This is a genomic window from Virgibacillus sp. LDC1, from assembly GCF_025792345.1.
Taxonomy (GTDB): domain Bacteria; phylum Bacillota; class Bacilli; order Paenibacillales; family Paenibacillaceae; genus Paenibacillus_AQ; species Paenibacillus_AQ lautus.
Genome location: NZ_JAOXLZ010000008.1, coordinates 136,734 through 162,323, shown reverse-complemented (window position 1 = coordinate 162,323; position 25,590 = coordinate 136,734). Strand labels below are relative to the sequence as shown.

Below are 25,590 nucleotides of genomic sequence, written 5' to 3'. Positions count from 1 at the left end.
GGGCTTTGTTTGCAGGAGGAAAGACGAAACTTATATAATGCTGACACCAGCGCTGCCGTAACCTGCGACTGCAGTGACAAGAGTTACGCCAGCAGCTGTTGCCGAGAATACCATTAACAAGCGGGTATTGGCTGCCACCGGAATGGCCAGGCCTTCTACGAAGCCATTGCTTACCGTTCCGGGACCTACAATGCCTGTGAGCGGCGGAGCCAACGTAACAAGAGCGCCTGGTATCGGTGCGAAAGTATTGCTCGTAGCCGGTGCACTGTACAGTTGGGCTGTGATTGTAACCGTGGTTCCTGTCAGGGTAAGCGCCAAAGTAGTGCTAAAGGTAGCAGACAGTGCAGTGATGGTACCAGCTCGTGGCGTGTTAAATGCGAAGTCAAGTGCAGTACCTGCTGCTCCCGTAAGGTCGATCGTTCCACCAGCGAGGGTAACGGTAGGGCCGGAAATACCAAAGCCGACCAGACCGACTGTACCTACCAATCCGCCCAAAACAGTAGTCAGAGCAAGTGGCAGACCAGATGCGAATGGGATGATGGCTCCTCCGGCAGCTGCTCCAGTAGCCCCAGTAGCCCCAGTAGCTCCAGCAGGTCCGACGGCTCCAGCAGGTCCGACAGGCCCGACAGGCCCGACAGGTCCCGCCGGTCCTGCAGGTCCAGCCGGTCCAGCCGGTCCAGCAATACCAGTTGTCGGTCCGGCAGGTCCGGCAGGCCCGATAGGTCCAGCTGGTCCAACCGGTCCAACCGGTCCGATAGGCCCTTGAGGACCTACAGGTCCGCGGATAGCTCTTGGGCATCGGCGCTTTTTAACAACACATACATGATCTTTATGTCCACCATGACCATGAGACGGGCATTTCTTTTTCTTCGCATGAATGACTTCTTTCTCTATCTTTTTAAGAGCACACAATAATTTTCTTTTTCTAGAAGAACGTTCCAAATGGAGCACCTCCTTTAGATTTGTTTTATACTACGCAAGTGCTCTCGGTACGGCATGGGTTAATAGCGTACAAATGATAGATATCCACCTATAATTTCCAGAATGTACGCTAGCCCCCAAGGCATTCATCTATTGACGAATAGCAAAAACCATAGGATGAATTTCAAATTTCCATACGATGTTCATAGGCTTATTACGCAGCGTTTCAAAAAAAATTAGACCTTACATGTAATGAGGGAAGCTTTCACAATCCGGGTTTAATTCATGGCATAAACTATCCATCACATGAACGAGTAAGGGAGGCATGTCAAACGCCTGCTATATAGCGAAAAATTGACCTGGAATAACCCCCCTGAATGGTAAGGGGACAGGCTTGAATGAGGCATTTATCCGGCGTGTAATATACCCTGGAAGAATGACATTTCCGCCTCTAAATTTCCAAAAAAAGCGGTTAAGGGGGTTTGACTTTTCCTGAACTTCCCTTTATCATGAACACACGCTTAGTTTCCGGCATACATTTTCCGGAAAGCGGGGGAACCAGTTTCACCAGGGGCGAGTCACTTGGAATCACGAGTGTAGGGTACCATCTTACCCGAGTCCGTCAGCTAACCTCGTCAGCAGTGGATGGGTCTTTTATACATAATGGATGTTTCATAACAAAGGCCCTTTATTCTCTATAGGGGCCTTTCTCTATTTTTTGACCCCCTGCTGGCGGAGCTATGTCTAGATCCCCTGTTTGGTGGTCTTTTTGTATTCTGCTAAAGAGGAGGGGCAAGGTCGGCAAATGTTGAACCAATTGAATCGGTCAGACGGCATTGGGTTAAAGCGTGCACGGAGATGGATGAATCATCTTCCCTGAAGCCCCGACCCGTGCAAGGTATCTGAATGTCCTTATATCCAAGTTAACACATAAATTAACAGGGATTATTTCATCATGCCATTTTTTAAGAATTGCAAAGTCATAACGAAAGGTTGTGGAAAAGTTTTGAAGAAAGTCGTTGTACTGATGTTGTCATTGATTTTGGTGGTATCGCTTGCGGCTTGCGGCGACAAAGGGAGTACGCTGGATCGCGCCATAGAGCAGGGATATATCACCGTGGGTTTTGCGAATGAGAAGCCTTATGCCTATAAAGAGGCCAACGGGGAGCTGACGGGAGAAGCAGTTGAGATTGCCCGAGTTATTCTGGAACGGCTTGGGATCAAGGAAATGAGGGGAGAGCTTACGGAATTCGGTTCACTGGTTGCCGGACTGCAGGCTGAGCGGTTTGATCTCATTACCGCAGGCATGTTCATTAATCCGGACCGCTGCTCTGCCGTATTGTTTGCCGATCCGGAGTACAGCATCGGGGAAGCCATTGCGGTGAAGCAAGGGAACCCGATGGAACTCGGAAGCTATGAGGACATTGCCAAGAATGACCAGGCCAAGGTAGCCGTCATGACCGGCGCGGTCGAAATCGGCTATATGGAGAAGTCTGGCATTCCCACGGACCGGATCGTACAGGTCCCTGACCAGGCCTCGGCCATCAGCGCTCTCCAGGCAGACCGGGTGCAGGCGATTACGATGACGGGGCCGTCCCTGCAGGCGATGCTGGATTCGGCTAACGACGACAGCATCGAACGCGTGGCTGATTTCGAGCAGCCGGTCATCGACGGAGAGAGCGTTCGCGGTTACGGCGCTACGGCTTTTCGCCAAGCGGATACCGAGTTCCAGGAGGCTTACAATGCGGAGCTGCAAAAAATGAAGGAGTCTGGCGAGCTGCTCGAAATTTTGCAAGAGTTCGGGTTCACGGAAGAAGAGCTCCCGGGTGAGATGACGGCCGCCGCGCTTTGCGGGGAATAGCATGCCGAATTCTTGGATCGATTTTCTCCCTACGCTGCTTAAAGGAGCAGAGATCACGATTATCGTCGCGTTTTTTTCAGCTATACTGGCTATCGCGATGTCCTTTGCAGCCGGATTATGCCGGCTGTCGAAGCTGTGGATCGTCCGGACGTTGACAGCCGTGTACGTGGAAGTCTTTCGGGGAACCTCCTTGCTGGTGCAGCTGTTCTGGTTGTATTTTGCCCTTCCGTTCATCGGCATCGAGCTTCCGAAAATGCTGGCGGCGATCCTCGCGATCGGGCTGAACTTCGGCGCATACGGCTCGGAAATCGTTCGAAGCGCCGTGCTGGCCGTTCCAAAAGGACAGTGGGAAGCCGCCTTAGCGCTTAATCTGAAGCCTTGGCAAAGGCTGTGGAATGTGATATTGCCTCAAGCGTCCCTGCGAATGCTTCCCCCTTTCGGAAATCAGCTTGTGGAACTCATCAAATCCACCTCATTGGTTTATTTCATCACAATGGCGGATTTGACGTATCAGGCGATGGTGCTCCGCAACAATTACATCTCCTGGACGACCGAGATTCTGGTGCTGCTGCTCCTCATGTATTTTGTCATTGCTACGCTCGTTTCGCTGGCGGTTCGACTGCTGGAGCGTAAATGGACAGCGGGGAGGCTATAGCCATGTGGGACTGGAACTATGTGTGGGATATCCTGCCGCAACTCTTGAATGCGTTAAAGATGACGGTATGGGTGACGCTCTGCGCTTTCGCGGTGGCATTGATCATCGGATTGCTGCTTGCCTTTGCGACGCGGAGCCGATTTAAGGTGTTGTCGCTCCTAACCAAAGGAATCATCGAATTTATTCGCAATACACCGCTGCTGGTTCAGGTCTTCTTCCTGTATTACAGTCTGCCGCTCCTCACGGGAATTTCCATTCCGGCTTTCTATGCCGGGGTGATCGGTCTCGGGCTGCATTACAGCACATATCTGTCCGAGGTGTACCGTTCCGGAATCGAGGGAGTGCCAAAGGGACAATGGGAGGCTGCCACAGCACTGAATTACACGAAAGCCCAAACCTGGCGGAGTATTATACTGCCGCAAGCCGTACCGCCGATCATTCCGGTACTGGGCAATTATTTGATTGTCATGTTTAAAGAAACGCCGATTCTATGCGCCATAACGCTGGTGGAGATGATGCTGACGGCCAAAAATATCGTGTCGCAGTCGTTCCGCGCATTTGAGCCGTATACGCTGGTCGGGATTCTGTTCCTGATCATCAGTTATATCGCCTCTTTGCTTGTGCAAAGGCTGGAAAAGCGTATGAATCTGCAGCGTGGAAAATAAGGAGGGGAGTCTATTGAATGCCGTTGTGATCGATGAGCAAGCGGAAGCGCCGAAGGAGCCGCAGCAGGAGAAAAGTCTGGCTACCGCTACGGGTACAAAGCCGATTGTAAAATATACCGGCGTGACCAAGTCATTTGGTGACCTCCAGGTGCTTAAGGGCATCGATCTGGAAATGCAGCCGGGAGAAAAGGTAGCTGTGATCGGTCCGAGTGGATCGGGCAAAACGACGATGGGCCGGATGCTGATGACGCTGGAAGAACCCACCGAAGGAACCATCGAGGTGGATGGCGAGCTGCTCTGGCATATGGAGGAGAAAGGCAAGCTGGTTCGGGCCAACGAAAAGCATTTGCACCGGATGCGCTGCAATGTCGGCATGGTCTTCCAGCATTTTAATCTGTTCCCGCACATGAATGTGCTTCGCAATGTGACGGAGGCCCCGCGCAAAGTGCTGGGTTTATCCAAGGAGGAGGCGGAGGAGCGGGCCGTCTCCATGCTGGGCAAGGTCGGCTTGGCCGACAAGCTGAAGATGTATCCGTCCAATCTGTCCGGAGGTCAGAAGCAGCGGGTTGCCATCGCCAGAGCGCTGGTCATGCGGCCGAAGGTGATGGTGTTTGACGAGGTCACCTCGGCTCTTGATCCGGAGCTGGTCGGCGAGGTGCTGGAGGTCATTCGGGAGATCGCCGAAGAAGGCGAAATGGCCATGATGCTGATTACGCATGAGATGGATTTTGCGAAGGAAATCGCGGACCGGGTCATATTCGGAGCCGACGGAAGGATCGTTGAGCAGGGCACGCCGGAGGAGATATTCGATGATCCTCAGAGCGAGCGGCTGCAGAGCTTCCTGCAGCGATTCCGTTCCAACGGAAATTAGTTCTGGAAAGAGGTGATTGTATAGAATGGCTGTAAATACCGAAACCGAAATTGTTTACCGAAGACCGGAAGCACGGGATGGCACCCGGGTGTGGGAGCTTATACGCGACACCGGATCACTGGATCTGAACTCCCCTTATTGCTACATGCTGCTTGGAGATTACTTCCATGATACCTGCATGATCGCCGAGGATGAAGGGGATATCATTGGTTTTATTTCCGCCTTCCGTTCTCCCCGCAATCCGGAGACGCTGTTCGTATGGCAAGTGACCGTTGCAAGCTCGCACCGGAGGCAGGGGATTGCGAAGGCGATGCTGACAGGCCTCATGAACCAGAAGGCATGTCATGGCGTCCGTTTCATTGAAACGACAGTATCGCCCAGCAATATGGCGTCACGCAGATTGTTTCTCGGTTATGCCGAAGAGAAATCCATTCCGAGCACCGTAACGGTAGGTTATGGAGCCGAGATGTTTCCGGATGGCACGACACATGAAGATGAGCCGTTATTCGTGATTGGCCCCTTTTTCAATGACATTTAAACAAATGGAGGGAACTATGGACAACCAAGTCATGGAGAAACCGAAGCTTACCGTGTTTAACAAGCTGGAATCGGAAGTAAGAAGTTATTGCCGGAGCTTTCAGACGGTTTTCGACAAAGCCCGGAATGCAAAGCTGTGGGATACGCAGGGCAATGAATACATTGATTTTTTTGCGGGAGCCGGCGCTTTAAATTATGGACATAACAATGAGAAGATTCGCGAGAAGCTGGTCGACTACATCCTGAAGGATGGCGTCACGCATAGCCTGGATATGGCTACGGATGCGAAGGAAACCTTTCTGACCCGATTTCAGGAGGTCATCCTGAAGCCGCGCGGGTGGGATCACAAAGTGATGTTTCCCGGTCCGACCGGAACGAATGCCGTAGAGGCAGCGCTCAAAATCGCCCGCAAAGTGACAGGGCGCAGCACCGTTCTGTGCTTCACGAATGCCTTTCATGGCATGTCGCTGGGATCGCTGGCGGTGACCGGCAATGCCTTCAAGCGTCAAGGCGCCGGCGTCGATCTGAACCATTCGGTATTTATGCCGTATGACGGTTACTTTGGCGACGACGTGGATACGATGGCATATATGGAGAAGCTTCTGAATGATCCGGGAAGCGGCATTCCGCTTCCGGCCGCGGTGATCGTCGAGGCGGTGCAGGGGGAAGGCGGATTGAACGCCGCCAGTCGGGAATGGCTGCAGAAGCTTGCGCGCATTTGCAAGGAAAAAGGGATGCTGCTTATTCTGGATGATGTCCAGATGGGCTGCGGCAGAACCGGGCCGTTCTTTAGTTTTGATGATGCCGGCATTGAGCCGGATATCGTATGCCTCTCAAAATCGATAGGAGGCTTTGGCTTGCCGATGGCGATTACGCTGATCAAGCCGGAGATCGATATATGGGAACCGGGGGAGCATAACGGTACCTTCCGGGGGAATAATCTCGGATTCGTTGCCGCGGCCGAAGCGTTGAATTATTGGAAAACGAAAGATTTTCAGCTTGATATAGGCATTCGGGAGAATCGGATCCGCCAATCATTGGAAGGCGTTGTGAAGGATTACCCTCAGTTCGGCGGCGAAATCCGCGGCAGAGGCATGATTCAGGGAGTTGCTTTCGATAAGCCGGAGCTGGCAGGCAGATTGTCCGAGATCGCCTTCGAGCAAGGACTGATTATGGAAACGTCGGGTCCGCACAGCGAAGTGGCGAAGCTGATGCCGCCGCTGACGATTGAAATGAACACATTGGCACAGGGATTGGGGATATTTGAGAACAGTATGAAACAATTAGCTGCAGAGGAGAGGTTGTCATGATTGTTAAACATTTGGAAGAGATCGTGGATACCAAGGACGATATCGATACCCAGACATGGAATTCGAGAAGGCTGCTGCTCACCAAAGACGGCATGGGCTTCTCTCTCCATGATACCCTCATCAAGGCCGGAACGGAGACGCTGATCTGGTACAAAAACCATGTCGAAGCCGTGTACTGCATCGAAGGAGAGGGGGAAATCGAGGTTATCGGGGGTGAAACCTACTCGTTATCCCCTGGGATGATGTATGCGCTGGATGGTCATGAGAAGCATTATTTGAGAGCCCGTTCCCAGATGCGGATGGTCTGCGTATTCAATCCGCCGCTTACCGGCGCTGAAGTTCACGATGAGGAAGGAACCTACCCGCTGCTCGCCCCAATTTCAGACTAAGGAGATGATATGCGATGAGTAATAATCATGTGTCGGCCCTTCAGGAAAAAGATTTGGACGTTTATCCTTCAAGATTGCATCCGGAGCCCCGGATCCTAAAGAGACAGGATCCTGTCGTACATTCTGAATGGAGTCCGGATGCTGCGTTAACGCAGGAGCAATCCGACTTCTATGAGCGCAACGGGTATCTATTCCTGGAAAACTTCTTTCATGGGGAGGAACTGTCACGCTACCAGGAAGAGGCTCGCAAACTACAGGTAACGGCACGAGATACGGAGAAGGATGAGGTGATTCGGGAGCCGGGCGGGAACGAAGTTCGGTCGGTATTTGCGGTGCATGAGAGTCATGAAGTATTCAAGCAGCTCTCCCGGCATCCGAGACTCCTGGCGATCATGGAATATCTCTTGGGAAGCGAGACGTATATCCATCAATCGCGGATTAATTACAAGCCGGGGTTCACCGGCAAGGAGTTCTATTGGCATTCGGACTTCGAAACTTGGCACGTCGAGGATGGCATGCCGCGGATGAGAGCGTTGAGCTGCTCCATTGCTTTGGAGGATAATTATCCTTTCAACGGACCGCTTATGGTGGTGCCTGGATCGCATAAAGAATTCGTGGCCTGCATCGGCCAAACGCCGGAGAATCACTTCAAGGATTCCCTGCGCAAGCAGGAATACGGCGTTCCGGATCATGACAGCTTGACGCGGATGGTGAAGGAAGGCGGTATCGACACGCCTGTCGGCAAAGCGGGCTCGATCGTGATTTTTGACTGCAACATTATGCACGGTTCGAACAGCAACATCACGCCGATGCCGCGCAGCAATATTTTCATGGTTTATAACAGCGTGGAGAACAAGGTCGTCCAGCCGTATTCGGGCCAAAGCCCAAGACCGGAGTATATCGCCACCCGTGACTCTCTATGATCTCGCTGCCACTTATCGGCTCCATCATCGGCATCAACGTGGTCTATGTCTCGATCTTTTCGCTGCGGCTGATTCTGATGATCAAAGGCAGAAGGGGGATCGCCTCCCTTCTGGCCATGCTCGAGGTATTCGTCTACTTGCTTGGCCTCAATCTCGTCCTGCAAAATCTGGACAATCCCTTTAATATGGCGGCCTATTGCCTGGGCTTTGGCCTCGGTGTATATGCCGGCAGCCGGATTGAGGAGTATTTGGCACTCGGCTATATCGTGGTACAGGTCATTGTCAATTCCGTTGAGACGAACCTGGCGATGAACCTGCGGGAGAAGGGATATGGCGTGACCGCCTGGGAAGCGGATGGCAAGGATGGCAAACGGCTCGTGCTTCAAGTTCTCGTGAAACGGAAGAACGAGCGGCGGTTGATGGAGTCACTATCCAAAATGTCGCCGCAGGCGTTCATTATCTCCCATGAACCGAAAAGCTTTAAAGGCGGCTTCTGGGTACGATTGACGGAAGGACGCAAATTGTAGCGCGCCTTTAATTAGGATACAGGAAAGCCTGCTTCGGAACCCGGTTCTGAAGCAGGCTTATTTCGGTGCGGCATTTGTCTGCATGCTAACAGGGGGGAATTTCCGGATCAGGGACGATTGCCGATATGCAGTGAGTCATTTAGGTAAGAACCAACTCCGGTTCACTCTGGTACCAAAAAAAAGCGTAGTCGGTCATCGCAGAGGAGCTTCCGAGCTGCCGCAGCATGGCGGCAATGTTTCCACGATGGTAAGTGCCGTGGTTCACGACATGCAGCATGATCTCGGACAAGCGGGTATCCCGGATGCCGGCGTAGGGATTATCCAGTCTGATGACTTGTTCCAGGTCAGGATTTTGGCTGAGAAAGGCTGTGTATCGCTCTGATAGTTCGATAAACCGGAGGTTTAGGTCCTCCAGTGAAATGGCCTCAAGCTCCTCCCGAAGCTGGAAGGCTTCTGCTAAAGCAAGGTTCATGTCCATCCCGGATAAAATGTTCATCCATCCGAAATCCGCCGTGTAGATGTGAATCAATGCTTCGGATACGGTTGGGAAAATGCTCGTTATTTTCCGATTGTACAATTCGCCCGGCAGCTCCAGCAGACGGTTGAATATCGCTTGGTTGGCCCATACATGGTATTCATACATTTTTACAGGATAGTTCATCGTGATCGTCCCCTTTGGCTTCGTGTTTTTTGCTTTCTTGGGAACATTGTAAATAAAAAAGTATGACAGCGGACTGTCATACTTTTGCGTAAACCTGCAGCATTTTTTCTAATTTGGATTGCATGCGCGTCCTTAAGTCAGCGGGCTCGATGATCTCGATATCCTCGCCAAAGCTCAGCAGGGTAGACCAGAACCACCAGGAATCCGGATGTTCGACCCTGAACGTGAGACGGAGCGAGCCGTCATCATGAAATTCCCGCTGTACATCATAGAATTGATCCATCGCTTTGGCCAAGGCACGGGGGGATACGTGAAGGATCACTTCTATCGCATCGGGTGAAGGTTCCCAGCTGTGCTGCTCCCCTCGGTGGAATGGATTCTGCTCTTGAAGATGGGACCCGTGCGTGTGCTCCTCCGAATGCTGGTGCTGAAAGGGCTCGGCGGACGTGGAAAGCTCCGACATTCTCGAAATGCGGAATTCGCGGTAATCGGCCCTTGTTCTGCAGAAACCGTACAGATACCAGGATCCGAATTTATACATGAGTCGCAAGGGCTCGACTTTACGGTGAATGCGTTCATTCTTGGCGCTTATGTATTGAAAGGAGATCACATGTTTATCGGTAATGGCGCGGCGAAGAAGACGGAGGATTTCGTTGTAAGAGCGCCAGCTCCCGATATCCATGGACAATCCCTGCGATGCGGAATTGGCGGAACGATCAATGGTCTGCAGACGCTGAATGGTATCCATGGCCCGTTCATCCTCAAACACCGTTGACATGCTGTGCAGGATGGTGATCAGGGCGCTGACATCGTAGGAGCCGAGCAAGCTTTTGTCCATCTTGTATTGCTCCATAATGCCATACCCGCCGTTCACCCCTTGGTACGATACAACCGGTATGCCGGCTGCGCAGATCGCATCGATGTCGCGGTATATGGTTCGCTGAGACACGTTATATTTCTCTGCCAGGGCAGACGCCGACAGAATCTCGTTGTTCAGCAGCATGTAAATCATGGATATGAGCCGCTCCAGTTTCATCGGTACACTCTCCTATCATAATTGGATCTATTCTCCAATGATTCCGTATTATATCATAGGTTTTATTAAGTAAGGAGAGGAGATACAGATGAGTCGGAAAATGAAATCTCTACTATGGTTAACGAGAAGGAATATATTGCAGGGATCGTTCATGCGGAGTGGCGGATCCTGAGCGACTTTTGTTCCATTCCCGCCTCTTTTGCCGTACAATATAAGGGAATTCCATAATACAAGGAGTGTGAGCCTCATGGCCCGTACCAAAACGCAAAAAGCGCTCCGCAAAGCGGAACGTGCCGGAACATGGTCAGCCGTCTCGATGAGAAAGACCAACGAAGATTACAGTGCGCTGTCACAGCATGTGAGAGTGAAGCCGACCAAACAGGAACAATGGAATAAGATCAAACACAGAAAGCGGATCGGAGACGATGGCGCTTTTTTTGTTGGTTTCGGAGGATGTGATATAGTACGCTAGAGAGGTTAGTTCAGGATGGAGGTTTATGATGGCGAAGCAAAAATATTATGTAGTCTGGGTAGGTAAAGTGCCCGGAATTTATACAAGCTGGGGCGACTGCCAGCAGCAGGTCAATCAGTTTACAGGCGCGAAGTTCAAGGCGTTCGAATCCCGGAGCGAAGCGGAACAGGCTTATGCGGCAGGCTATAAAAATTACTGGGGGCAGCAGTCCGGAAGCAAATCGGGCAGCTCAGGCTCCAAGAGCTACAAGCGCAGCAGCGCACCTGCCGCCGAAGACCCAGGCGAGATCGATTATGACAGCATCTCCGTGGACGTGGGGACGCGGGGAAACCCCGGACCCGTTGAGTACAAAGGCGTGGATACACAAACGGGAGATATTCTGTTCTCGTGCGGACCGATTTCGAAGGGAACGAACAATCTCGGCGAGTTTCTGGCTATCGTTCACGCGCTGGCTTACCTGAAGAAAATCGGCAGCACCAAGACGGTGTACAGCGATTCCATGAATGCGCTCAAATGGCTGAAGCAGAAGAAGGTGGTCTCCACGCTGCCGCGCGATGCGTCCACCAAAGAGATCTGGGATCTGGTGGACCGGGCTGAGCACTGGCTCCGTACCAATACATATGAGAACAAGGTGCTGAAATGGCAAACGAAGAGCTGGGGAGAGATAAAGGCAGATTACGGACGCAAATAAATGAGGGATAGCAGAAGGAAACCGTTCAAAGTTGTATCAAACCGTAGGTTTGATATCGACGTTTTTGTTGCCACTGGGCGGCACCCTTACAATTATAAAGCGAAGACAGGGAGGGTTTCCCTGTTTTCGCTTTTTTTTGATACTCCATTGATTTAGGGCTCGAATGCAAAAAAGTCCAAATCGAAGCATGTGGATAATTCAAACGAAGGACGTTTGCTTCACATCCAAAGGACTGTGCATAACATGATGAATGAGTTCGTTATACACAGAGTTATAAACATTATCCCCGTTCGTTCCACATACATCCAATTTCGATCTTATATTTCATGGAAGTTATCCAGCGTTTGTGAACAAATGTGGAGAAGTGCAAGCATAACTCCCCTTTAAACTCGAGGGAGGAGACGGTTATCCCCAAGGCCGGAGGTCAGGCGCAACGCTTGCTGTGGATCTATTCACGATACGATGACCGTTATACCGGGAGCCAGCGACGAGCACGTTTAACCTTATTCCTTCTCACGGACCTGCTTATAGTATTGATTGGGGGACATGCCGACATATTTTTTGAACACCTTGCTGAAATAAAACGGATCCTCCAGGCCGGTTAGATACCCGATCTCTCCGAAACTGAGGTGCGTGGCCTCGATTAATTCCTTCGCATGATTGATTCGTACCTGATTCACATATCGCATGATCGTATGTCCGGTAAGCTTGGCAAACACCCGATTGATGTAATCATAATTGCATTCGAAGCGCTGTTCGATATCCGAGCTGATGATTTTCTCGGCGTAATGTTCATGGATGTAGTCAAGGAGCGCATGCACCTTCATATAGGACTTGGTGTGCGGGCTGTTCTTCTCCAGCTCATCGAATAGGCTCTCGCGGGACAGCTCGATCAGCATTTCCATGAATTTGAGTGCGGTCAAACTGCGGTTAAAGTGCTTTCGTCTGTACAGCTGCAGCATTTCGCCAAGAGCATGGTACATATGATGAAGGCTTTTTTTCTGGGTTAGCGTGCAGGTCTTGGGGAAATATAGCTGTCTGTTCTCATCCTTGCCTGTCGTCTGGTTCTCGCCCATGATCCATTGTTTGGCCAGCAAGGATAAGGGGCGCTCGGGCGCATGATGAATATCGGGGTGTTCAAAATGAATATAGTAGTAGTCGCAGGGATGTTTCTGGGTTCCCTCGTGGTCCAGATGCGGTTCAAGGACCAGTAAGTCGCCTTTCTTGAGCACATGGGAAACGCCGTTCTCCCGCATATGAAGCTCGCCGCTCTTCACGAAATACAGAATATACTCGTGTGTGTTCCGCTTGAAATGAATCCAGGGGTTCTTGTAGGAGACAAATCCCATCAGTTTGATTCTTGGCACATAGTCCGCGTTCATCGATAGCACGAATTCCACCCTCTCCCCAAAAAAACGTGAAGTCGTTTTTGTACAAAAAGAGTAACTTTCACACATTCCCGTTCATTGTAACACAGCCTATACTTGGGATGAATGTATAAGAGGTCTTACGGACGTCTTTCCGCGGAGATCAGCTGCAGGCTTTTATCGATGTGGTTAACGGCAATGGTCATGCACTGGATACAACGTTACGGGGATGCAAACAAGAACCAGAGAACGACGGTTTCCAGCTGGACGGAAGAGCGTAGGATATTAATATTAAAGGAGGCCATACTCTTGGCTAATATCAATGTAACGGTATGGAATGAATACCGGCACGAGAGACATAATGAACAGATCGCAAAGATTTACCCCGAAGGCATCCACCGGACGATTGCTGATTTTCTGGAGAAGGACACACAATTTGTCGTACGCACGGCCGTGCTGGATGATCCGGAACACGGATTAACAGATGAAGTACTTGCTTCAACGGACGTCCTGATCTGGTGGGGGCATGTGGCTCACGGCGAAGTACGGGATGATATCGTGGAAAAAGTGCGCCAGCGCGTATTGGACGGCATGGGGATCATCGTGCTGCATTCCGGCCACGGCTCGAAGATTTTCCAGCGCCTTCTCGGCACGAACACAGGCGCACTGAAATGGCGCGATGACGGTGAGAAGGAACGGTTGTGGGTCATTGATCCCAGCCATCCGATCGTTAGCGGCCTTGGAGAATATATCGAGGTTCCGCAGGAGGAAATGTACGGTGAGCGCTTTGAGATCCCGGCACCGGATGAACTGGTGTTTGTCTCCTGGTTCGAAGGCGGGGAGGTATTCCGCAGCGGCTGCTGCTACAAGCGCGGACGCGGGAAGCTGTTCTATTTTAGACCGGGTCATGAAGCATTCCCTACTTACCATCAACCTGAAATTCAACAGGTAATTACCAATGCCGTCGCCTGGGCGGCGCCGATCCAAGGCGCCAAGACCTCCTATGGCCGGGTATCTCCGCTCGAATACGTTCAGCCGGTATAGGCCGATCCCTTGCAAGCGTCCGTCGTCAACGTTGTATTGCCTGAGATGTCAGGAATACGACCGTTGATCGGGCGCTTGTTTATTTTGACCATAACGGCGGCTATCGAAATCCGCCTAAGAACAATGTATAATGTACCCAATTCGGTTACGACATAAATAAAAGTGGGTTGGATCATGGATCAGGATAAACAGCGCCTTAGCATCGAGGCAGCAAGATTGTATTATATGTCGGATTACAGCCAGCAGGATATCGCGACAAAGCTCGGCGTTTCACGTCCTACGGTTTCCAGGCTCCTTCAGCACGCCAAGGAGCAGGGCTACGTGCAGATCAGCATTGTGGACCCTCTCGAGGACCTGGACGCTTTGGGCGAAAGGGTGAAGAAGGAGTACGGATTGGAACAGGTGCTGGTGAGTTACTCTCCCATCAATGAATACCGCGAAATCCAGAAGCATATCAGCAAAAGGGCGGCCGATTACCTGCATGAAACGGTCCAGGATGCCGATATTATCGGCGTAACCTGGGGAACGACCATGCATGCCGTGGCGCTTCAGCTGCAGCAGAAGCCCGTTCGGGGCGTCGAGGTCGTGCAGTTGAAGGGCGGCGTCAGCCATTCGCATGTGAACACGTATGCCGCAGAGATCGTCAATCTGTTTGCCGAGGCATACCACACGATGGCGAGATATTTGCCGCTGCCCGTCATCTTTGACACCACCGAGCTGAAAGAAATGGTGGAGAGGGACCGGCATATCCAGCGGATTATCCAATTAGGCAAACAAGCCAACATCGCCATGTTCACGGTGGGCACCGTTCATGAGGACGCGCTGCTGTTCAGGCTCGGCTATCTTAGCAAGGAAGAACAGAAACTGCTGCAGCGGATCGGCGCGGGCGATATTTGCTCCCGTTTTTTTGATGCGGAGGGCACGGTGTGCAGCGAGGATATTAACAATCGTACGGTAGGCATTGATTTGGATGATCTCCGGCACAAGGAGAAATCCATTCTCGTGGCAGGCGGGCAGCGAAAGGTAGATGCCATTCGAGCTGCGCTGATCGGCAAGTATGCAAACATCCTGGTGACGGACCAGTTTACGGCGCAAGCCTTGTTATCATGAAATGCTCAACTTGATTTGGATATTTTATAGACACCTCGTTTTAGGGAGATTAGAAGCCGTTACAGCTTCGCGCCTCGCCTGGATGAGGTGTTTTTTAGTACGTTAAAAATAGCTGTTATAACAGGAAACGGATCTTATTATCTGATTATGTTTACCCTGATCGGGTATAGAGCATAGTAAACGTAGTGAATTGTTAGATTATTCCTGAATGATCAATTGTCGTTTTAGTCAACAATGATAAATATCATTGCCATAAATCGGAATGAACATATTTTCAATATGTGTTTTACATATGTTCAAGGCTGTGATATGATGGTCCCGTCTAAAGGATTAAGCGTTATGATAGCGCTTTTACAAGATTGCTAAAAAACAGTTTAAGGAGTGTTTTAACCAGATGAATATAGCAGGAATGATCGACCACACGCTCTTGAAGGCGGATGCAACCCAAGCCGAGATTACGAAAATTACAGAAGAGGCCAAAAAGTACGAGTTTGCTTCGGTTTGTGTGAACCCGACTTGGGTATCCTACTGTGCTGAGCAGCTGGCGGACACCAACGTCAAAGTATGCACGGTTATCGGTTTCCCTCTGGGAGCTGCAACATCCGCGGTAAAAGCTTATGAAGCGAAGGACGCTATTGCTAACGGGGCTACGGAGGTTGATATGGTCATCAACATTGGAGCGCTCAAAGATCGCAATGATGAGCTCGTGTTGAAAGATATCCAAGCTGTAGTGGATGCAGCTAAAGGCAAAGCCCTGGTTAAAGTCATCATTGAGACAAGCCTTCTGACGGAGGAAGAAAAGGTTCGTGCATGCAAGCTGTCCGTGCAAGCGGGAGCCGATTTCGTGAAGACCTCAACAGGGTTCTCCACGGGCGGAGCGACGCCGGAAGACGTAGCCTTGATGCGCAAAACCGTTGGCGAGAATATCGGCGTTAAGGCTTCCGGCGGCGTGCGCAGCAAGGAAGATATGGATCGCATGATCGAAGCGGGGGCAACGCGGATCGGTGCCAGCTCCGGCGTGAAAATTATGGAAGGCGGCCAATCCAGCTCTTCCTACTAAATGCTTTTGTGAATATCCGGTTTTCGATGATTCTATAGCCGTGTCATATCAAAAAAATCACCTATGGGGGAACAACGACGATGAAATATATAATCGCCATACTAGGTTTGCTGGTCGTATTCGGTCTTGCGTTCCTTATCAGCAATGATAAGCGTCACATCCGTTACCGTCCGCTGGCTGTCATGATTGTGCTGCAGCTGATCCTTGGATTTATACTGCTGAACACCAATGTCGGCGAGTATCTTGTTAAAGGGATAGCGAATACGTTTAAAGCGCTGCTTGACTACGCCGGAGCCGGGATCGAGTTTGTGTTTGGCGGCATTGCGAATGAAGGTGCGGGTCCGTTCTTCCTGAACGTCTTGCTGCCGATCGTGTTTATTTCCGCATTGATTGGTATACTTCAATATATTAAGGTACTGCCGTTTATCGTAAGATATATCGGTCTCGTCTTGAGTAAAGTCAACGGCATGGGTAAGCTGGAATCTTACAACGCGGTAGCTTCAGCGATCCTGGGGCAATCCGAAGTGTTTATTTCGGTAAAAAAACAGATCGCCTTAATTCCGAAGCACCGCATGTATACGCTCTGTGCTTCCGCGATGTCCACCGTATCGATGTCGATCGTCGGTGCTTACATGAGCATGATCGAGCCACGGTACGTGGTGACCGCGCTTGTACTGAACCTGTTTGGCGGATTTATCATTGCTTCCATCGTCAATCCTTACAAGGTGGATAAGGAAGAGGATATCCTGGAGGTGCAGGAAGAGGAGAAGCAATCCTTCTTCGAGATGCTGGGCGAGTACATCATGGACGGTTTCAAGGTAGCGATTACCGTTGCAGCAATGCTCCTTGGTTTCGTTGCTTTAATCGCGATGATCAACGGCATTTTTGATATGATTTTCGGAATCACCTTCCAGGAGCTGTTAGGATATATTTTTGCTCCATTTGCTTTTGTCATGGGCGTGCCTTGGAAAGAAGCAGTGGATGCAGGCAGCATCATGGCTACGAAGCTGGTATCGAATGAGTTCGTTGCGATGCTCGATCTGGCCAACTTCACGAATTTGTCCGAACGCACCGTGGGTATCGTATCGGTATTCCTGGTGTCCTTTGCGAACTTCTCCTCGATCGGCATCATTGCCGGCGCGGTCAAAGGCCTGAACGAGAAGCAGGGGAACGTGGTTGCGCGTTTCGGTCTCAAGCTGCTGTACGGCGCAACGCTGGTGAGCGTGCTGTCGGCCACGATTACCGGACTGTTCCTGTAAGCCAGGTTTGAAGGACTACTACAAGCGAGCCTTATGGATAGTTTGATTAAAAACTCATATATGAGGGGGAGCAATGGATATGGAACGTTTTGACCGAATTCACTTGATCGTATTGGACTCTGTAGGTATCGGTGAAGCACCGGATGCGGCTGATTTTGACGATATCGGATCCGACACGCTGGGTCATATCGCCCGCGAATGCGGCGGGCTCAGCATGCCGAATATGGCAGCGCTCGGGCTGTCCAACATTCGGGAGATCGAGGGAGTCCCGGCCTCGGATAAACCTCGGGCTTACTATACGAAGATGCAGGAAGCTTCGAATGGCAAAGACACCATGACGGGTCACTGGGAGATCATGGGCTTGTATATCGATACGCCATTCCGCGTGTTCCCGGACGGGTTCCCGGACGAGCTGATCCAGCGCATCGAAGAGAAGACCGGACGCAAGGTCATCGGCAACAAGCCCGCCAGCGGAACGGAGATTATCGAAGAGCTCGGCGAAGAGCATGTAAAAACGGGGGCTTTGATCATCTATACCTCGGCGGACTCCGTGCTTCAAATCGCTGCGCATGAAGATGTGGTTCCTCTCAAGGAGCTGTATGAAATTTGCGAATTCTGCCGCGAAATTACGCTGGAAGATCCTTATATGCTCGGACGGATCATCGCGCGTCCATTCATTGGCGAGGTGGGGAGCTTCAAGCGTACGGCGAATCGGCATGACTATGCCTTGAAGCCTTTCGGACGTACCACGATGAACGAGATGAAGGATGCTGGTCTAGACGTCATTGCCCTCGGGAAAATTTCCGACATTTATGATGGCGAAGGCATTACGAAGGCAGTCAGAACCGTATCGAATATGGACGGCATGGATAAAATGGTGCAAACCCTGGGTGAATCCTTCAAGGGACTGAGCTTCCTGAACCTCGTGGATTTCGATGCGGTATACGGACATCGGCGCGATCCGAAAGGATATGGCCAAGCGTTGGAGGATTACGATCAGCGCTTACCCGAGGTGTTCGAGAAGATGACGGAAAAGGATCTGCTGATCATCACGGCCGACCACGGGAATGATCCGACCTACAAAGGAACGGACCACACGCGTGAATACGTGCCGCTGCTTGTTTATTCTCCACGTTTTGCGGAGGGTAAGGAACTGCCGCTTCGCAAGACCTTTGCCGACATCGGCGCTACGGTTGCGGACAACTTCGGCGTGAAGCTGCCGGAGCACGGAACAAGCTTTTTGAATGATTTGAAATAATCGAAAATGTGGAGGAATGGGACATGAGTACACATATTGGAGCGAAACCGGGAGACATTGCGGAGTCGATTCTGCTGCCAGGTGACCCGCTGCGCGCTAAATTTATTGCAGAGACGTATCTGGAGGATGTGACCTGCTATAACGAAGTTCGGGGCATGCTCGGATTTACGGGAACCTACAAAGGAAAACGCATCTCCGTGCAAGGTTCGGGCATGGGCGTGCCTTCTATCGGGATTTATGTCAATGAACTCATTCGGGATTATGGCGTAAAAAATTTGTTCCGTGTCGGAACGTGCGGCGCGATGCAGGAGCATGTTCGGGTGCGCGACGTCATTCTGGCCCAGGCGGCTTGCTCGGATTCCGGCATGAACCGTCACCACTTTAACGGTTATGATTTCTCCCCGATCGCCAGCTTCCCGCTGCTGCTCGGCGCGTACGAGCGCGGCAAGGAGAAAGGGCTTAAGATGCATGTCGGCAACGTGTTCACGTCCGATGTATTCTACCGTGAGGACAAGTCGGTGGTTGAGAAGCTGATGCAGCACGGCGTGCTGGGCGTAGAGATGGAGACAACGGCCCTCTACACGATTGCCGCACGCTTCGGTGTGAACGCCCTGACGATCCTGACCGTAAGTGACCACTTGCTGACAGGGGAAGAGACTTCTTCCGAGGAGCGCCAAACGACGTTTAACGAGATGATGGAAGTCGCGCTGGATACGGCGATTTCGTTGTAAGGAAACGGCCCCGAGCGAAGAAGGCGGAATTGTTTTGGAGAAGCGAAGCGGTCGCCTTTGCCCACGGATTCCAACAATATTAATGATATATAAGGAATCTGGGGGCAACAGCGATCGGAAGAACAATCCGCATTTGTAGTGATGCCCGTGGAAGGAATACAATCATCGCAAACAGTGAGGAGAATGTACGATGAGAATGGTTGATTTAATTGCGAAGAAACGAGACGGCAAGGAACTGACAACAGAAGAGATCAATTTCTTTATCGACGGATATACCAAAGGAGATATTCCCGACTATCAGGTGAGCGCCATGAACATGGCGATTTATTTCCAGGACATGACGGACCGGGAGCGGGCGGACCTGACGATGGCGATGGTAAACTCCGGAGAAACGATTGATCTGTCCGCAATTGAGGGAATCAAGGTTGATAAGCACTCCACCGGGGGCGTAGGCGACACCACGACGCTTGTGCTGGCTCCGCTTGTAGCGGCGCTGGATATTCCCGTAGCGAAGATGTCCGGACGCGGTCTGGGCCATACCGGAGGAACGATTGACAAGCTGGAGTCCATTGAAGGATTTCATGTAGAGATCAGCAAAGACGAATTTGTGAACCTTGTGAATCAACATAAAATCGCCGTCATCGGCCAAACCGGGAACCTCACCCCGGCGGACAAAAAACTGTACGCGCTTCGGGATGTGACGGCTACCGTCAATTCCATTCCGCTGATTGCCAGCTCCATTATGAGCAAGAAAATTGCCGCTGGCTCGGACGCCATCGTCCTGGATGTGAAAACCGGAGCAGGCGCGTTCATGAAAACCGTGGAGGATGCCAAGGAATTGGCGCATGCCATGGTTAGCATCGGCAACAATGTCGGCCGCAAAACGATGGCTGTCATCTCCGATATGAGCCAGCCGCTTGGGGCTGCGATCGGCAATTCGCTGGAGGTGCAGGAAGCGATCGATGCGCTTCGCGGCGAGGGTCCGAAGGATCTGGAGGAGCTGTGCCTGGCTCTGGGCCGGCAGATGGTTTACCTCGCTCAGAAGGCAGATTCGCTTGAAGATGCCGAAGAGAAGCTCAGAGAGGTTATCCGCAACGGCAAAGCATTGGAGAAATTCAAGGAATTCATCCAGAACCAGGGCGGAGATGCGTCCGTGGTGGATCACCCCGACCGACTGCCGAAGGCGAAGTACCTTATTGAGCTTCCTGCGCAGCAGGACGGTGTTGTCGCTGAGCTGGTAGCGGATGAGATCGGTACCGCAGCGATGCTGCTTGGAGCCGGCCGCGCGACGAAGGAATCCGAGATTGATCTGGCTGTAGGCCTGATGCTGAACAAGAAGGTCGGCGATGCCGTGAAGAAGGGTGATTCCCTTGTAACCATTCATGCTAACCGCGAGAACGTGGATGACGTGAAGCAGAAGCTGTATGAGAGCATTCGGATTGCAGATCATGCGGATGCGCCTGTATTGATTTATGACATCGTGACGGAGTAAGGGAAGCCTAATCCGAAGCGAGTCATAAACGCAACCCTGGGGAGCATCGGGGTGAGGGTCTACTTCTCCGTGAGAATAACACATCTCATCCCTATATCGTGTTCATTTTCCAAGGTATGCCGATGCAACCTGCCTTTTTCGTGTTTTATGAACGGGGGCAGGTTTTTTGGCGGCCCCCGTCATAAAACGGGTGGGAGCCCTCATAAGATGGTAGTGGGGAAAAACGTAAGGCATTTAACGGGAGAGGGAGATGTGTAGCCCGGGCAAGAGCCATCCTGCTTGAAGGAGGCTTTTGGCCATGACCATCGATCAGTTGATTGCTTTGCTGGCACTTATCGTTATGATCGTCGGACTTGCGGTGAAGAAGGAGTCTTAACCTGTGAGTCCGGGAGGGCTGCTGCTAAGTAGAAATTCTACTGATGCTGCAGCCTTTTTCTTTTGATAGGTTGATAGAGTTCGATATAAGTCATATACTTAGAATGCAATGTTCTCCATTATTCATCATTTATTGGGAGGAAACCATGCTCTATTTTGCAGCGTTTGTCATATCCATGGTGCTGGTATTGGTACTGATTCCGCCATTTCGCAAACTTGCGATCAAGCTTGATTTTGTGGACAAGCCAAGACCGGACAGCGAGCGGAAAATACACCGCGAGCCGATACCGCTGACAGCGGGGGTCGCCATATTCATCGGATTTTTCATCACCTATTTTGCGCTTACCGGCGCCATTTCAAGGGAAGCGGTAGGCATCTTTATCGGTAGTGCTCTTATTCTTGGCATTGGACTCGTGGATGATTGGTATAAGTCCCAAGGCAAGGAACTGGCTTCGCTGCCGAAGCTCATTGTACAGGTCAGCGCAGCCGTCGTTGTATACAGCTATGGCATCGCGTTTGAAGGATTCAACAATCCGTTTACGGGTCAGTATATTAACCTGCCGGAATGGCTGCAGCTCATCTTAACGATTCTGTGGATTTTCGGTGTAACGACAGTCATTAATTTCTCGGATGGCATCGACGGTCTTGCTGGAGGGCTCTCCGCCATATCCGGAGGCACGCTGTTTGTTGTGGCGATTACGCTGGGTAGAGGCGAATCCGCGCTGCTTGCCGTCATTCTTGTAGGTGCTGCGCTGGGATATTTACGATATAATAAGCCGCCTGCCCGCGTGTTTATGGGAGATGCCGGCGCCACCTTCCTCGGGTTCATACTCGGGATCATTGCCCTGGATGGTGCGTTTAAAGGTGCAACCCTGGCGTCCTTATTCGTTCCAATCTTCGCTCTGGGCGTGCCGATCTTCGATAATATCATTGTGGTCATCCGCAGAATGATTCAGTCCAAGCCGATCTATCAGGCCGATGCATCCCAGGCGCATTATCGTTTGCTGGCAACGGGACTCAATCAGAAGCAGACATTAGTATTTCTGTGTTTGCTGAATCTATGTTTCGGTCTGGCTGCAATCATACTTGCGATGAATGGCGGCGCCTGAGGCGTGAAAGCCTGACATCAGCTTTTTCCAGTACGTTATTTAAGTCTCGTCTCCAAATCGATGTTGGTGGCGGGGCTTTTTTTTTAGAGATAAGAAAGTATAAACTTCAGAGGCTTACCATCCTTATCTCGCAAGAAAAACTTCCGCTAAATGTGGTCTGTCTTCTGAGAAAGTGCGTCGATAGTCGTTTTTCTTATTACAATGGTGGAAGGATACGAACAGGAGGTCAGCGGGATGAATGACATGACTGGAAAGATCATCATCGTAACAGGAGCCAACTCCGGCATGGGCCTGGCTGCGACGGTGGAGCTGGCAAAAGGCGGAGCGCATGTGATCATGGCTTGCCGTAGTCAATCGCGGGGTGAAGCGGCTCTTCGGCAAGCGCTGCAGGAGAGCGGCAGTTCGAAAATCGAGCTGATGACGCTGGATTTGGGGTCTTTTGATAGCATTAGGGCATTTGCTTCCGATTATAAGGCCAAATACGAGCGGCTTGACGTTCTTGTGAATAATGCTGGCGTGGTCACCATCAAGCGGGAACTGACGCAGGACGGATATGAAGCCATGATGGGGGTCAATCATCTGGGGCATTTTTTGCTGACGAACGAGCTCCTGGAGCCCCTTCAGCACGCCCGGCAGGGGAGGGTCGTAAATGTATCCTCTGGCGCGCATAAAGTGGGCAGCATTCATTTTGATGACCCTAATCTCGATAAGGGATTCACTGTGGCCAAAGGTTACGCACAGTCCAAATTGGCCAATATTTTATTCACGAAAGAGCTTGCCCGCCGGCTGCAGCCGACGCGGGTAACGGTCAATGCGCTTCATCCCGGTGCCGTCAGCACCAGCATTGGCGTGAACCGGGACACAGGCTTTGGCAATGCGGTCCACAAGCTGCTTCGTCCGTTCTTCTTAACGCCGCTCGAAGGAGCTCGGACAGCGATTTATTTGGCTTCTAGTCCTGAAGTGGAGCATGTGACAGGGGAATACTACGTCAAATGCAAACCAGCGAAGACCACCGACAAGGCAAGGGATCCGAAGCTGGCCGCTCGTCTGTGGGAATGGAGTGAAGAACAGGTAGGTTGGAAGTCGGACAAGGGTCGATGAATTTACGCGTTCAAGAGGCCCGATTCCAAGAGTGGTTTATGACTGAATGATCCGATAAGAGCCTGATCGGGCAACAATGAACGTGGGGATGAATCGGCCCATCAACATGATGACTACCAGTAAATGAAGGACCAAGACTGGCGAACGAATAAACGGGATATCCTTCAGATCAACATGATCTGAGGATATCCCGTTTCATTTCACGATAGATGTTCATGATCCGTTATAGAAGCACACGTTATATTACTTCGTCGTCTTCATATCGATTGCGCTGCGAACAAATCCACTGGTACCGTCTAGAAGTTTGGAAGCTTCCGCGGCATTGACATTTGCAAGCAGCATCACGATGGCGGTTTTAACATGGGCGCCGGCTTCATGGTACGCCTTCTCCACATCCTCCTCAGATGCTCCCGTTGCAAGGGTTATGATGCGTTTGGCGCGATGCACAAGCTTATTATTGGACGGGTTGAGGTCAACCATCAGATTTTTGTACACCTTGCCGATCCGAATCATGGCGGTCGTTGTCAGCATGTTCAGAATCAGCTTTTGCGAAGTACCGGCTTTCATACGCGTGGAGCCCATGATCACTTCGGGTCCGACAACAGCCTCGATCACAAAATCCGCATACTGATGCATCGGCGATTCGTAGTTATTACAGAGTCCGATGACAACAGCTCCACGCTCCTTGGCGCATCTCATTGCCCCAAGAACATAGGGCGTACGGCCGCTTGCAGCGATGCCGATGACAACATCCCTCTCATTGATACCGTTTTCATTGATATCCTGTTCACCTAACTCTTCGCTATCCTCGGCACCTTCGATAGCTTCCTTTACGGCTCTGAAACCACCTGCGATCAATCCCTGCACCATGGAAGGGTCAGTCCCGTAGGTAGGCGGACACTCGGATGCGTCCAGAATACCGATTCGGCCGCTGGTTCCGGCACCTATATAGAACAATCTGCCACCCTTCTGGAAAGCGTCCACGACGAGATCTGCCGCTCTGGCTATAAGAGGAATAAGCTCGCGGATCGCATCGGTGATCAGGCTATCCTCGCTATTGATGAGGATCATAATTTGTTCTGAGCTCAACTGATCAATGTTTTGCGTATTTTCATGAGGCTGTTCGGTTGTCAATTGACTTAGAATATTCGTCATGAGACAGGTCTCCTTTTTTGCCTTGGAATATGGACGGGCACTGATGTAAAGCTACAGCAAGTCAGAGACGCCGTCTGTAAATAGCTTGCAGGCTAACAGGGCCGCACCATGGGCGGGTGTACGTTCACGATTTCCTTCGGGGAACCGGATGCGGGGATAACGCGTTAGCAGTACGCTGCCGTACGTGTCCCGAAACAAGGGTGAATGTTTGAATATCGAGCCGATCCGCACGAGTTCACTCTCTTCGAATTCAGCTTGCTGCCTGATGAGAGCGCTTGTTGTATCGGCCAGTTCTTCTGCCTGCTGCCGGATGATGCCGCATGCCGCTTCATCACCGGTTTCGGCTGCTTCTATGCAGCAGCGGGCGAAGGAAGCGATATCCTGTTTCGTTATAGCGGGCTGGTAAATGTAAGATTTGAGATCGGTAATATGCTGGAGAGGATAGGCTGCAACAATCAGGCTGCTCATGATGGTGGGTGGTAAAATGCCCTCGTGGCTCTTAATGACAGATTTCAGCGTCTGAAGTCCGATCTGATAGCCGCTGCCTTCGTCTCCAAGAAGATGTCCCCAGCCACCGACGCGGTGGATGTCTCCTGATTTGGTTATAGCGTAGGTATTGGATCCGGTTCCCGAGATCGCAAGTATTCCATACTGACGTTCCAGTACGGCCATTAATGAAATTTCGGCTTCCGAGCGCATGTAAATACGCATCGAGAGCTGCCGCTGCTGGAAATAGGAATGAAGGAAAGACTGAACACGACGTCGTTCTTCTGCAGAGCTTATACCTGACATTCCAAGACATATTGATGTGAATGATGATGACTTATTAAAAAGAGGTGCCAGAAGCCCATCCAACACCGTTTGGAGTTCCTCCATCGCTTTATCAAAGGTTACAATGTAAGGATTGGTGGAACCTCCGGTATACCGGGAAAACACTTCTCCAGCGCCATTGATAGCGGTTGCTTCGGTTTTGGTACCGCCACCATCAACACCGATAAAAATTTCCATAT

At 51.2% G+C, this 25,590-nt stretch carries 27 protein-coding genes and 1 riboswitch; of the genes, 20 read left to right on the top strand and 7 right to left on the bottom strand.

The window, feature by feature from the left end; all coding sequences use genetic code 11:
- Positions 1-30: 30 nt before the first annotated feature.
- The gene (locus tag OHJ21_RS31520; RefSeq protein WP_279300492.1) at positions 31-942 is read right to left on the bottom strand and encodes an exosporium glycoprotein BclB-related protein; all 912 of its coding nucleotides are present in this window, start codon (positions 940-942) and stop codon (positions 31-33) included.
- Positions 943-1,429: 487 nt separating this feature from the next.
- Positions 1,430-1,577: riboswitch (cyclic di-AMP (ydaO/yuaA leader) on the top strand.
- Positions 1,578-1,948: 371 nt separating this feature from the next.
- Here OHJ21_RS31520 and ehuB point away from each other — a divergent pair.
- From ehuB to OHJ21_RS31475, 9 genes are read left to right on the top strand one after another with little or no spacing between them, the layout of a single operon-like run.
- Positions 1,949-2,782, top strand: a complete 834-nt coding sequence (gene ehuB, locus OHJ21_RS31515) for an ectoine/hydroxyectoine ABC transporter substrate-binding protein EhuB (protein ID WP_165789787.1) — start codon at positions 1,949-1,951, stop codon at positions 2,780-2,782.
- Position 2,783: 1 nt separating this feature from the next.
- Positions 2,784-3,437 carry an ectoine/hydroxyectoine ABC transporter permease subunit EhuC gene (gene ehuC / locus OHJ21_RS31510; RefSeq protein WP_486022249.1) on the top strand — a complete coding sequence of 218 codons (654 nt, stop codon included), beginning with the start codon at positions 2,784-2,786 and terminating at the stop codon, positions 3,435-3,437.
- Between the two features lie 2 nt (positions 3,438-3,439).
- A complete protein-coding gene (gene ehuD, locus OHJ21_RS31505) occupies positions 3,440-4,102 on the top strand; it encodes an ectoine/hydroxyectoine ABC transporter permease subunit EhuD (protein WP_100541403.1) in 663 nt (220 codons plus the stop codon).
- 13 nt (positions 4,103-4,115) lie between these two features.
- The gene (gene ehuA / locus OHJ21_RS31500; protein WP_100541404.1) at positions 4,116-4,973 is read left to right on the top strand and encodes an ectoine/hydroxyectoine ABC transporter ATP-binding protein EhuA; all 858 of its coding nucleotides are present in this window, start codon (positions 4,116-4,118) and stop codon (positions 4,971-4,973) included.
- A gap of 25 nt (positions 4,974-4,998) precedes the next feature.
- Positions 4,999-5,511, top strand: a complete 513-nt coding sequence (gene ectA, locus OHJ21_RS31495) for a diaminobutyrate acetyltransferase (protein WP_486022246.1) — start codon at positions 4,999-5,001, stop codon at positions 5,509-5,511.
- 16 nt (positions 5,512-5,527) lie between these two features.
- Positions 5,528-6,820 (top strand): diaminobutyrate--2-oxoglutarate transaminase, encoded by a 1,293-nt coding sequence (gene ectB, locus OHJ21_RS31490; protein ID WP_486022244.1) that lies wholly within the window; start codon positions 5,528-5,530, stop codon positions 6,818-6,820.
- Complete coding sequence (locus OHJ21_RS31485) at positions 6,817-7,209, top strand: ectoine synthase (RefSeq protein ID WP_486022242.1); 393 nt, start codon at positions 6,817-6,819, stop codon at positions 7,207-7,209. The genes ectB and OHJ21_RS31485 overlap by 4 nt, the downstream gene beginning before the upstream one ends.
- 14 nt (positions 7,210-7,223) lie before the next feature.
- Entirely contained in the window at positions 7,224-8,132 is a 909-nt protein-coding gene (thpD, locus tag OHJ21_RS31480) for an ectoine hydroxylase (RefSeq protein ID WP_486022240.1), read from the top strand.
- Positions 8,129-8,659, top strand: a complete 531-nt coding sequence (locus OHJ21_RS31475; protein WP_100541409.1) for a DUF2179 domain-containing protein — start codon at positions 8,129-8,131, stop codon at positions 8,657-8,659. The genes thpD and OHJ21_RS31475 overlap by 4 nt, the downstream gene beginning before the upstream one ends.
- A gap of 139 nt (positions 8,660-8,798) precedes the next feature.
- Here the strand turns inward: OHJ21_RS31475 and OHJ21_RS31470 are convergent, their stop codons facing one another.
- Together OHJ21_RS31470 and OHJ21_RS31465 are read right to left on the bottom strand one after the other, a co-directional pair.
- Positions 8,799-9,320, bottom strand: coding sequence for a DinB family protein (locus OHJ21_RS31470; RefSeq protein WP_486022238.1), 522 nt, complete (start codon positions 9,318-9,320; stop codon positions 8,799-8,801).
- A 76-nt stretch (positions 9,321-9,396) separates the two neighbouring features.
- Positions 9,397-10,356, bottom strand: a complete 960-nt coding sequence (locus tag OHJ21_RS31465; RefSeq protein WP_100541411.1) for a helix-turn-helix transcriptional regulator — start codon at positions 10,354-10,356, stop codon at positions 9,397-9,399.
- 247 nt (positions 10,357-10,603) lie between these two features.
- On the opposite strand from OHJ21_RS31465, the gene OHJ21_RS31460 reads away from it, so the two are divergent.
- Positions 10,604-10,828 (top strand): hypothetical protein, encoded by a 225-nt coding sequence (locus tag OHJ21_RS31460; RefSeq protein ID WP_326097788.1) that lies wholly within the window; start codon positions 10,604-10,606, stop codon positions 10,826-10,828.
- Between the two features lie 28 nt (positions 10,829-10,856).
- Positions 10,857-11,519, top strand: a complete 663-nt coding sequence (gene rnhA / locus OHJ21_RS31455) for a ribonuclease H (protein WP_486022236.1) — start codon at positions 10,857-10,859, stop codon at positions 11,517-11,519.
- 503 nt (positions 11,520-12,022) lie between these two features.
- Here the strand turns inward: rnhA and OHJ21_RS31450 are convergent.
- Entirely contained in the window at positions 12,023-12,901 is an 879-nt protein-coding gene (locus OHJ21_RS31450) for an AraC family transcriptional regulator (protein ID WP_486022234.1), read from the bottom strand.
- Positions 12,902-13,195: 294 nt separating this feature from the next.
- On the opposite strand from OHJ21_RS31450, the gene OHJ21_RS31445 reads away from it, so the two are divergent.
- Positions 13,196-13,930: a ThuA domain-containing protein gene (locus tag OHJ21_RS31445; RefSeq protein WP_486022232.1), complete on the top strand. Its 735-nt coding sequence runs from the start codon at positions 13,196-13,198 to the stop codon at positions 13,928-13,930.
- Here OHJ21_RS31445 and OHJ21_RS31440 read toward each other — a convergent pair.
- Positions 13,918-14,106: a hypothetical protein gene (locus OHJ21_RS31440; protein WP_326115753.1), complete on the bottom strand. Its 189-nt coding sequence runs from the start codon at positions 14,104-14,106 to the stop codon at positions 13,918-13,920. The two genes, OHJ21_RS31445 and OHJ21_RS31440, sit on opposite strands and share 13 nt — an antisense overlap.
- Here OHJ21_RS31440 and deoR point away from each other — a divergent pair.
- From deoR to OHJ21_RS31400, 8 genes are all read left to right on the top strand, one after another.
- On the top strand, positions 14,105-15,040 hold the full coding sequence (gene deoR / locus OHJ21_RS31435) for a DNA-binding transcriptional repressor DeoR (protein WP_486022230.1): 936 nt from the start codon (positions 14,105-14,107) through the stop codon (positions 15,038-15,040). The two genes, OHJ21_RS31440 and deoR, sit on opposite strands and share 2 nt — an antisense overlap.
- A 394-nt stretch (positions 15,041-15,434) precedes the next feature.
- Positions 15,435-16,100, top strand: a complete 666-nt coding sequence (gene deoC, locus OHJ21_RS31430; RefSeq protein ID WP_100541416.1) for a deoxyribose-phosphate aldolase — start codon at positions 15,435-15,437, stop codon at positions 16,098-16,100.
- Between the two features lie 80 nt (positions 16,101-16,180).
- Positions 16,181-17,359: a NupC/NupG family nucleoside CNT transporter gene (locus OHJ21_RS31425; protein ID WP_100541417.1), complete on the top strand. Its 1,179-nt coding sequence runs from the start codon at positions 16,181-16,183 to the stop codon at positions 17,357-17,359.
- A gap of 79 nt (positions 17,360-17,438) precedes the next feature.
- Positions 17,439-18,617 (top strand): phosphopentomutase, encoded by a 1,179-nt coding sequence (gene deoB / locus OHJ21_RS31420; protein WP_486022227.1) that lies wholly within the window; start codon positions 17,439-17,441, stop codon positions 18,615-18,617.
- Positions 18,618-18,640: 23 nt separating this feature from the next.
- The gene (gene deoD / locus OHJ21_RS31415) at positions 18,641-19,348 is read left to right on the top strand and encodes a purine-nucleoside phosphorylase (RefSeq protein ID WP_076325327.1); all 708 of its coding nucleotides are present in this window, start codon (positions 18,641-18,643) and stop codon (positions 19,346-19,348) included.
- Between the two features lie 190 nt (positions 19,349-19,538).
- The gene (locus OHJ21_RS31410) at positions 19,539-20,840 is read left to right on the top strand and encodes a pyrimidine-nucleoside phosphorylase (protein WP_100541419.1); all 1,302 of its coding nucleotides are present in this window, start codon (positions 19,539-19,541) and stop codon (positions 20,838-20,840) included.
- Between the two features lie 521 nt (positions 20,841-21,361).
- Positions 21,362-22,324, top strand: coding sequence for an MraY family glycosyltransferase (locus OHJ21_RS31405; protein ID WP_326115746.1), 963 nt, complete (start codon positions 21,362-21,364; stop codon positions 22,322-22,324).
- 234 nt (positions 22,325-22,558) lie between these two features.
- On the top strand, positions 22,559-23,425 hold the full coding sequence (locus OHJ21_RS31400; protein ID WP_486022224.1) for an SDR family oxidoreductase: 867 nt from the start codon (positions 22,559-22,561) through the stop codon (positions 23,423-23,425).
- A 243-nt stretch (positions 23,426-23,668) separates the two neighbouring features.
- Here the strand turns inward: OHJ21_RS31400 and murQ are convergent, their stop codons facing one another.
- Together murQ and OHJ21_RS31390 are read right to left on the bottom strand one after the other, a co-directional pair.
- Entirely contained in the window at positions 23,669-24,580 is a 912-nt protein-coding gene (murQ, locus tag OHJ21_RS31395; RefSeq protein WP_486022222.1) for an N-acetylmuramic acid 6-phosphate etherase, read from the bottom strand.
- Positions 24,581-24,631: 51 nt separating this feature from the next.
- Positions 24,632-25,588 carry a BadF/BadG/BcrA/BcrD ATPase family protein gene (locus OHJ21_RS31390; RefSeq protein ID WP_486022220.1) on the bottom strand — a complete coding sequence of 319 codons (957 nt, stop codon included), beginning with the start codon at positions 25,586-25,588 and terminating at the stop codon, positions 24,632-24,634.
- Positions 25,589-25,590: the final 2 nt, after the last annotated feature.

Excerpts from the sequence above, each read along its gene's own strand:
- ehuB (WP_165789787.1), top strand. The coding sequence starts at position 1,949 with ATGTTGTCATTGATTTTGGTGGTATCGCTTGCGGCTTGCGGCGACAAA.
- ehuC (WP_486022249.1), top strand. The coding sequence starts at position 2,784 with ATGCCGAATTCTTGGATCGATTTTCTCCCTACGCTGCTTAAAGGAGCA.
- ehuD (WP_100541403.1), top strand. The coding sequence starts at position 3,440 with ATGTGGGACTGGAACTATGTGTGGGATATCCTGCCGCAACTCTTGAAT.
- ectA (WP_486022246.1), top strand. The coding sequence starts at position 4,999 with ATGGCTGTAAATACCGAAACCGAAATTGTTTACCGAAGACCGGAAGCA.
- ectB (WP_486022244.1), top strand. The coding sequence starts at position 5,528 with ATGGACAACCAAGTCATGGAGAAACCGAAGCTTACCGTGTTTAACAAG.
- OHJ21_RS31485 (WP_486022242.1), top strand. The coding sequence starts at position 6,817 with ATGATTGTTAAACATTTGGAAGAGATCGTGGATACCAAGGACGATATC.
- thpD (WP_486022240.1), top strand. The coding sequence starts at position 7,224 with ATGAGTAATAATCATGTGTCGGCCCTTCAGGAAAAAGATTTGGACGTT.
- OHJ21_RS31475 (WP_100541409.1), top strand. The coding sequence starts at position 8,129 with ATGATCTCGCTGCCACTTATCGGCTCCATCATCGGCATCAACGTGGTC.
- OHJ21_RS31470 (WP_486022238.1), bottom strand. The coding sequence starts at position 9,320 with ATGAACTATCCTGTAAAAATGTATGAATACCATGTATGGGCCAACCAA.
- OHJ21_RS31465 (WP_100541411.1), bottom strand. The coding sequence starts at position 10,356 with ATGAAACTGGAGCGGCTCATATCCATGATTTACATGCTGCTGAACAAC.
- OHJ21_RS31460 (WP_326097788.1), top strand. The coding sequence starts at position 10,604 with ATGGCCCGTACCAAAACGCAAAAAGCGCTCCGCAAAGCGGAACGTGCC.
- rnhA (WP_486022236.1), top strand. The coding sequence starts at position 10,857 with ATGGCGAAGCAAAAATATTATGTAGTCTGGGTAGGTAAAGTGCCCGGA.
- OHJ21_RS31450 (WP_486022234.1), bottom strand. The coding sequence starts at position 12,901 with ATGAACGCGGACTATGTGCCAAGAATCAAACTGATGGGATTTGTCTCC.
- deoR (WP_486022230.1), top strand. The coding sequence starts at position 14,105 with ATGGATCAGGATAAACAGCGCCTTAGCATCGAGGCAGCAAGATTGTAT.
- OHJ21_RS31440 (WP_326115753.1), bottom strand. The coding sequence starts at position 14,106 with ATGATCCAACCCACTTTTATTTATGTCGTAACCGAATTGGGTACATTA.
- deoC (WP_100541416.1), top strand. The coding sequence starts at position 15,435 with ATGAATATAGCAGGAATGATCGACCACACGCTCTTGAAGGCGGATGCA.
- OHJ21_RS31425 (WP_100541417.1), top strand. The coding sequence starts at position 16,181 with ATGAAATATATAATCGCCATACTAGGTTTGCTGGTCGTATTCGGTCTT.
- deoB (WP_486022227.1), top strand. The coding sequence starts at position 17,439 with ATGGAACGTTTTGACCGAATTCACTTGATCGTATTGGACTCTGTAGGT.
- deoD (WP_076325327.1), top strand. The coding sequence starts at position 18,641 with ATGAGTACACATATTGGAGCGAAACCGGGAGACATTGCGGAGTCGATT.
- OHJ21_RS31410 (WP_100541419.1), top strand. The coding sequence starts at position 19,539 with ATGAGAATGGTTGATTTAATTGCGAAGAAACGAGACGGCAAGGAACTG.
- OHJ21_RS31405 (WP_326115746.1), top strand. The coding sequence starts at position 21,362 with ATGCTCTATTTTGCAGCGTTTGTCATATCCATGGTGCTGGTATTGGTA.
- OHJ21_RS31400 (WP_486022224.1), top strand. The coding sequence starts at position 22,559 with ATGAATGACATGACTGGAAAGATCATCATCGTAACAGGAGCCAACTCC.
- murQ (WP_486022222.1), bottom strand. The coding sequence starts at position 24,580 with ATGACGAATATTCTAAGTCAATTGACAACCGAACAGCCTCATGAAAAT.
- OHJ21_RS31390 (WP_486022220.1), bottom strand. The coding sequence starts at position 25,588 with ATGGAAATTTTTATCGGTGTTGATGGTGGCGGTACCAAAACCGAAGCA.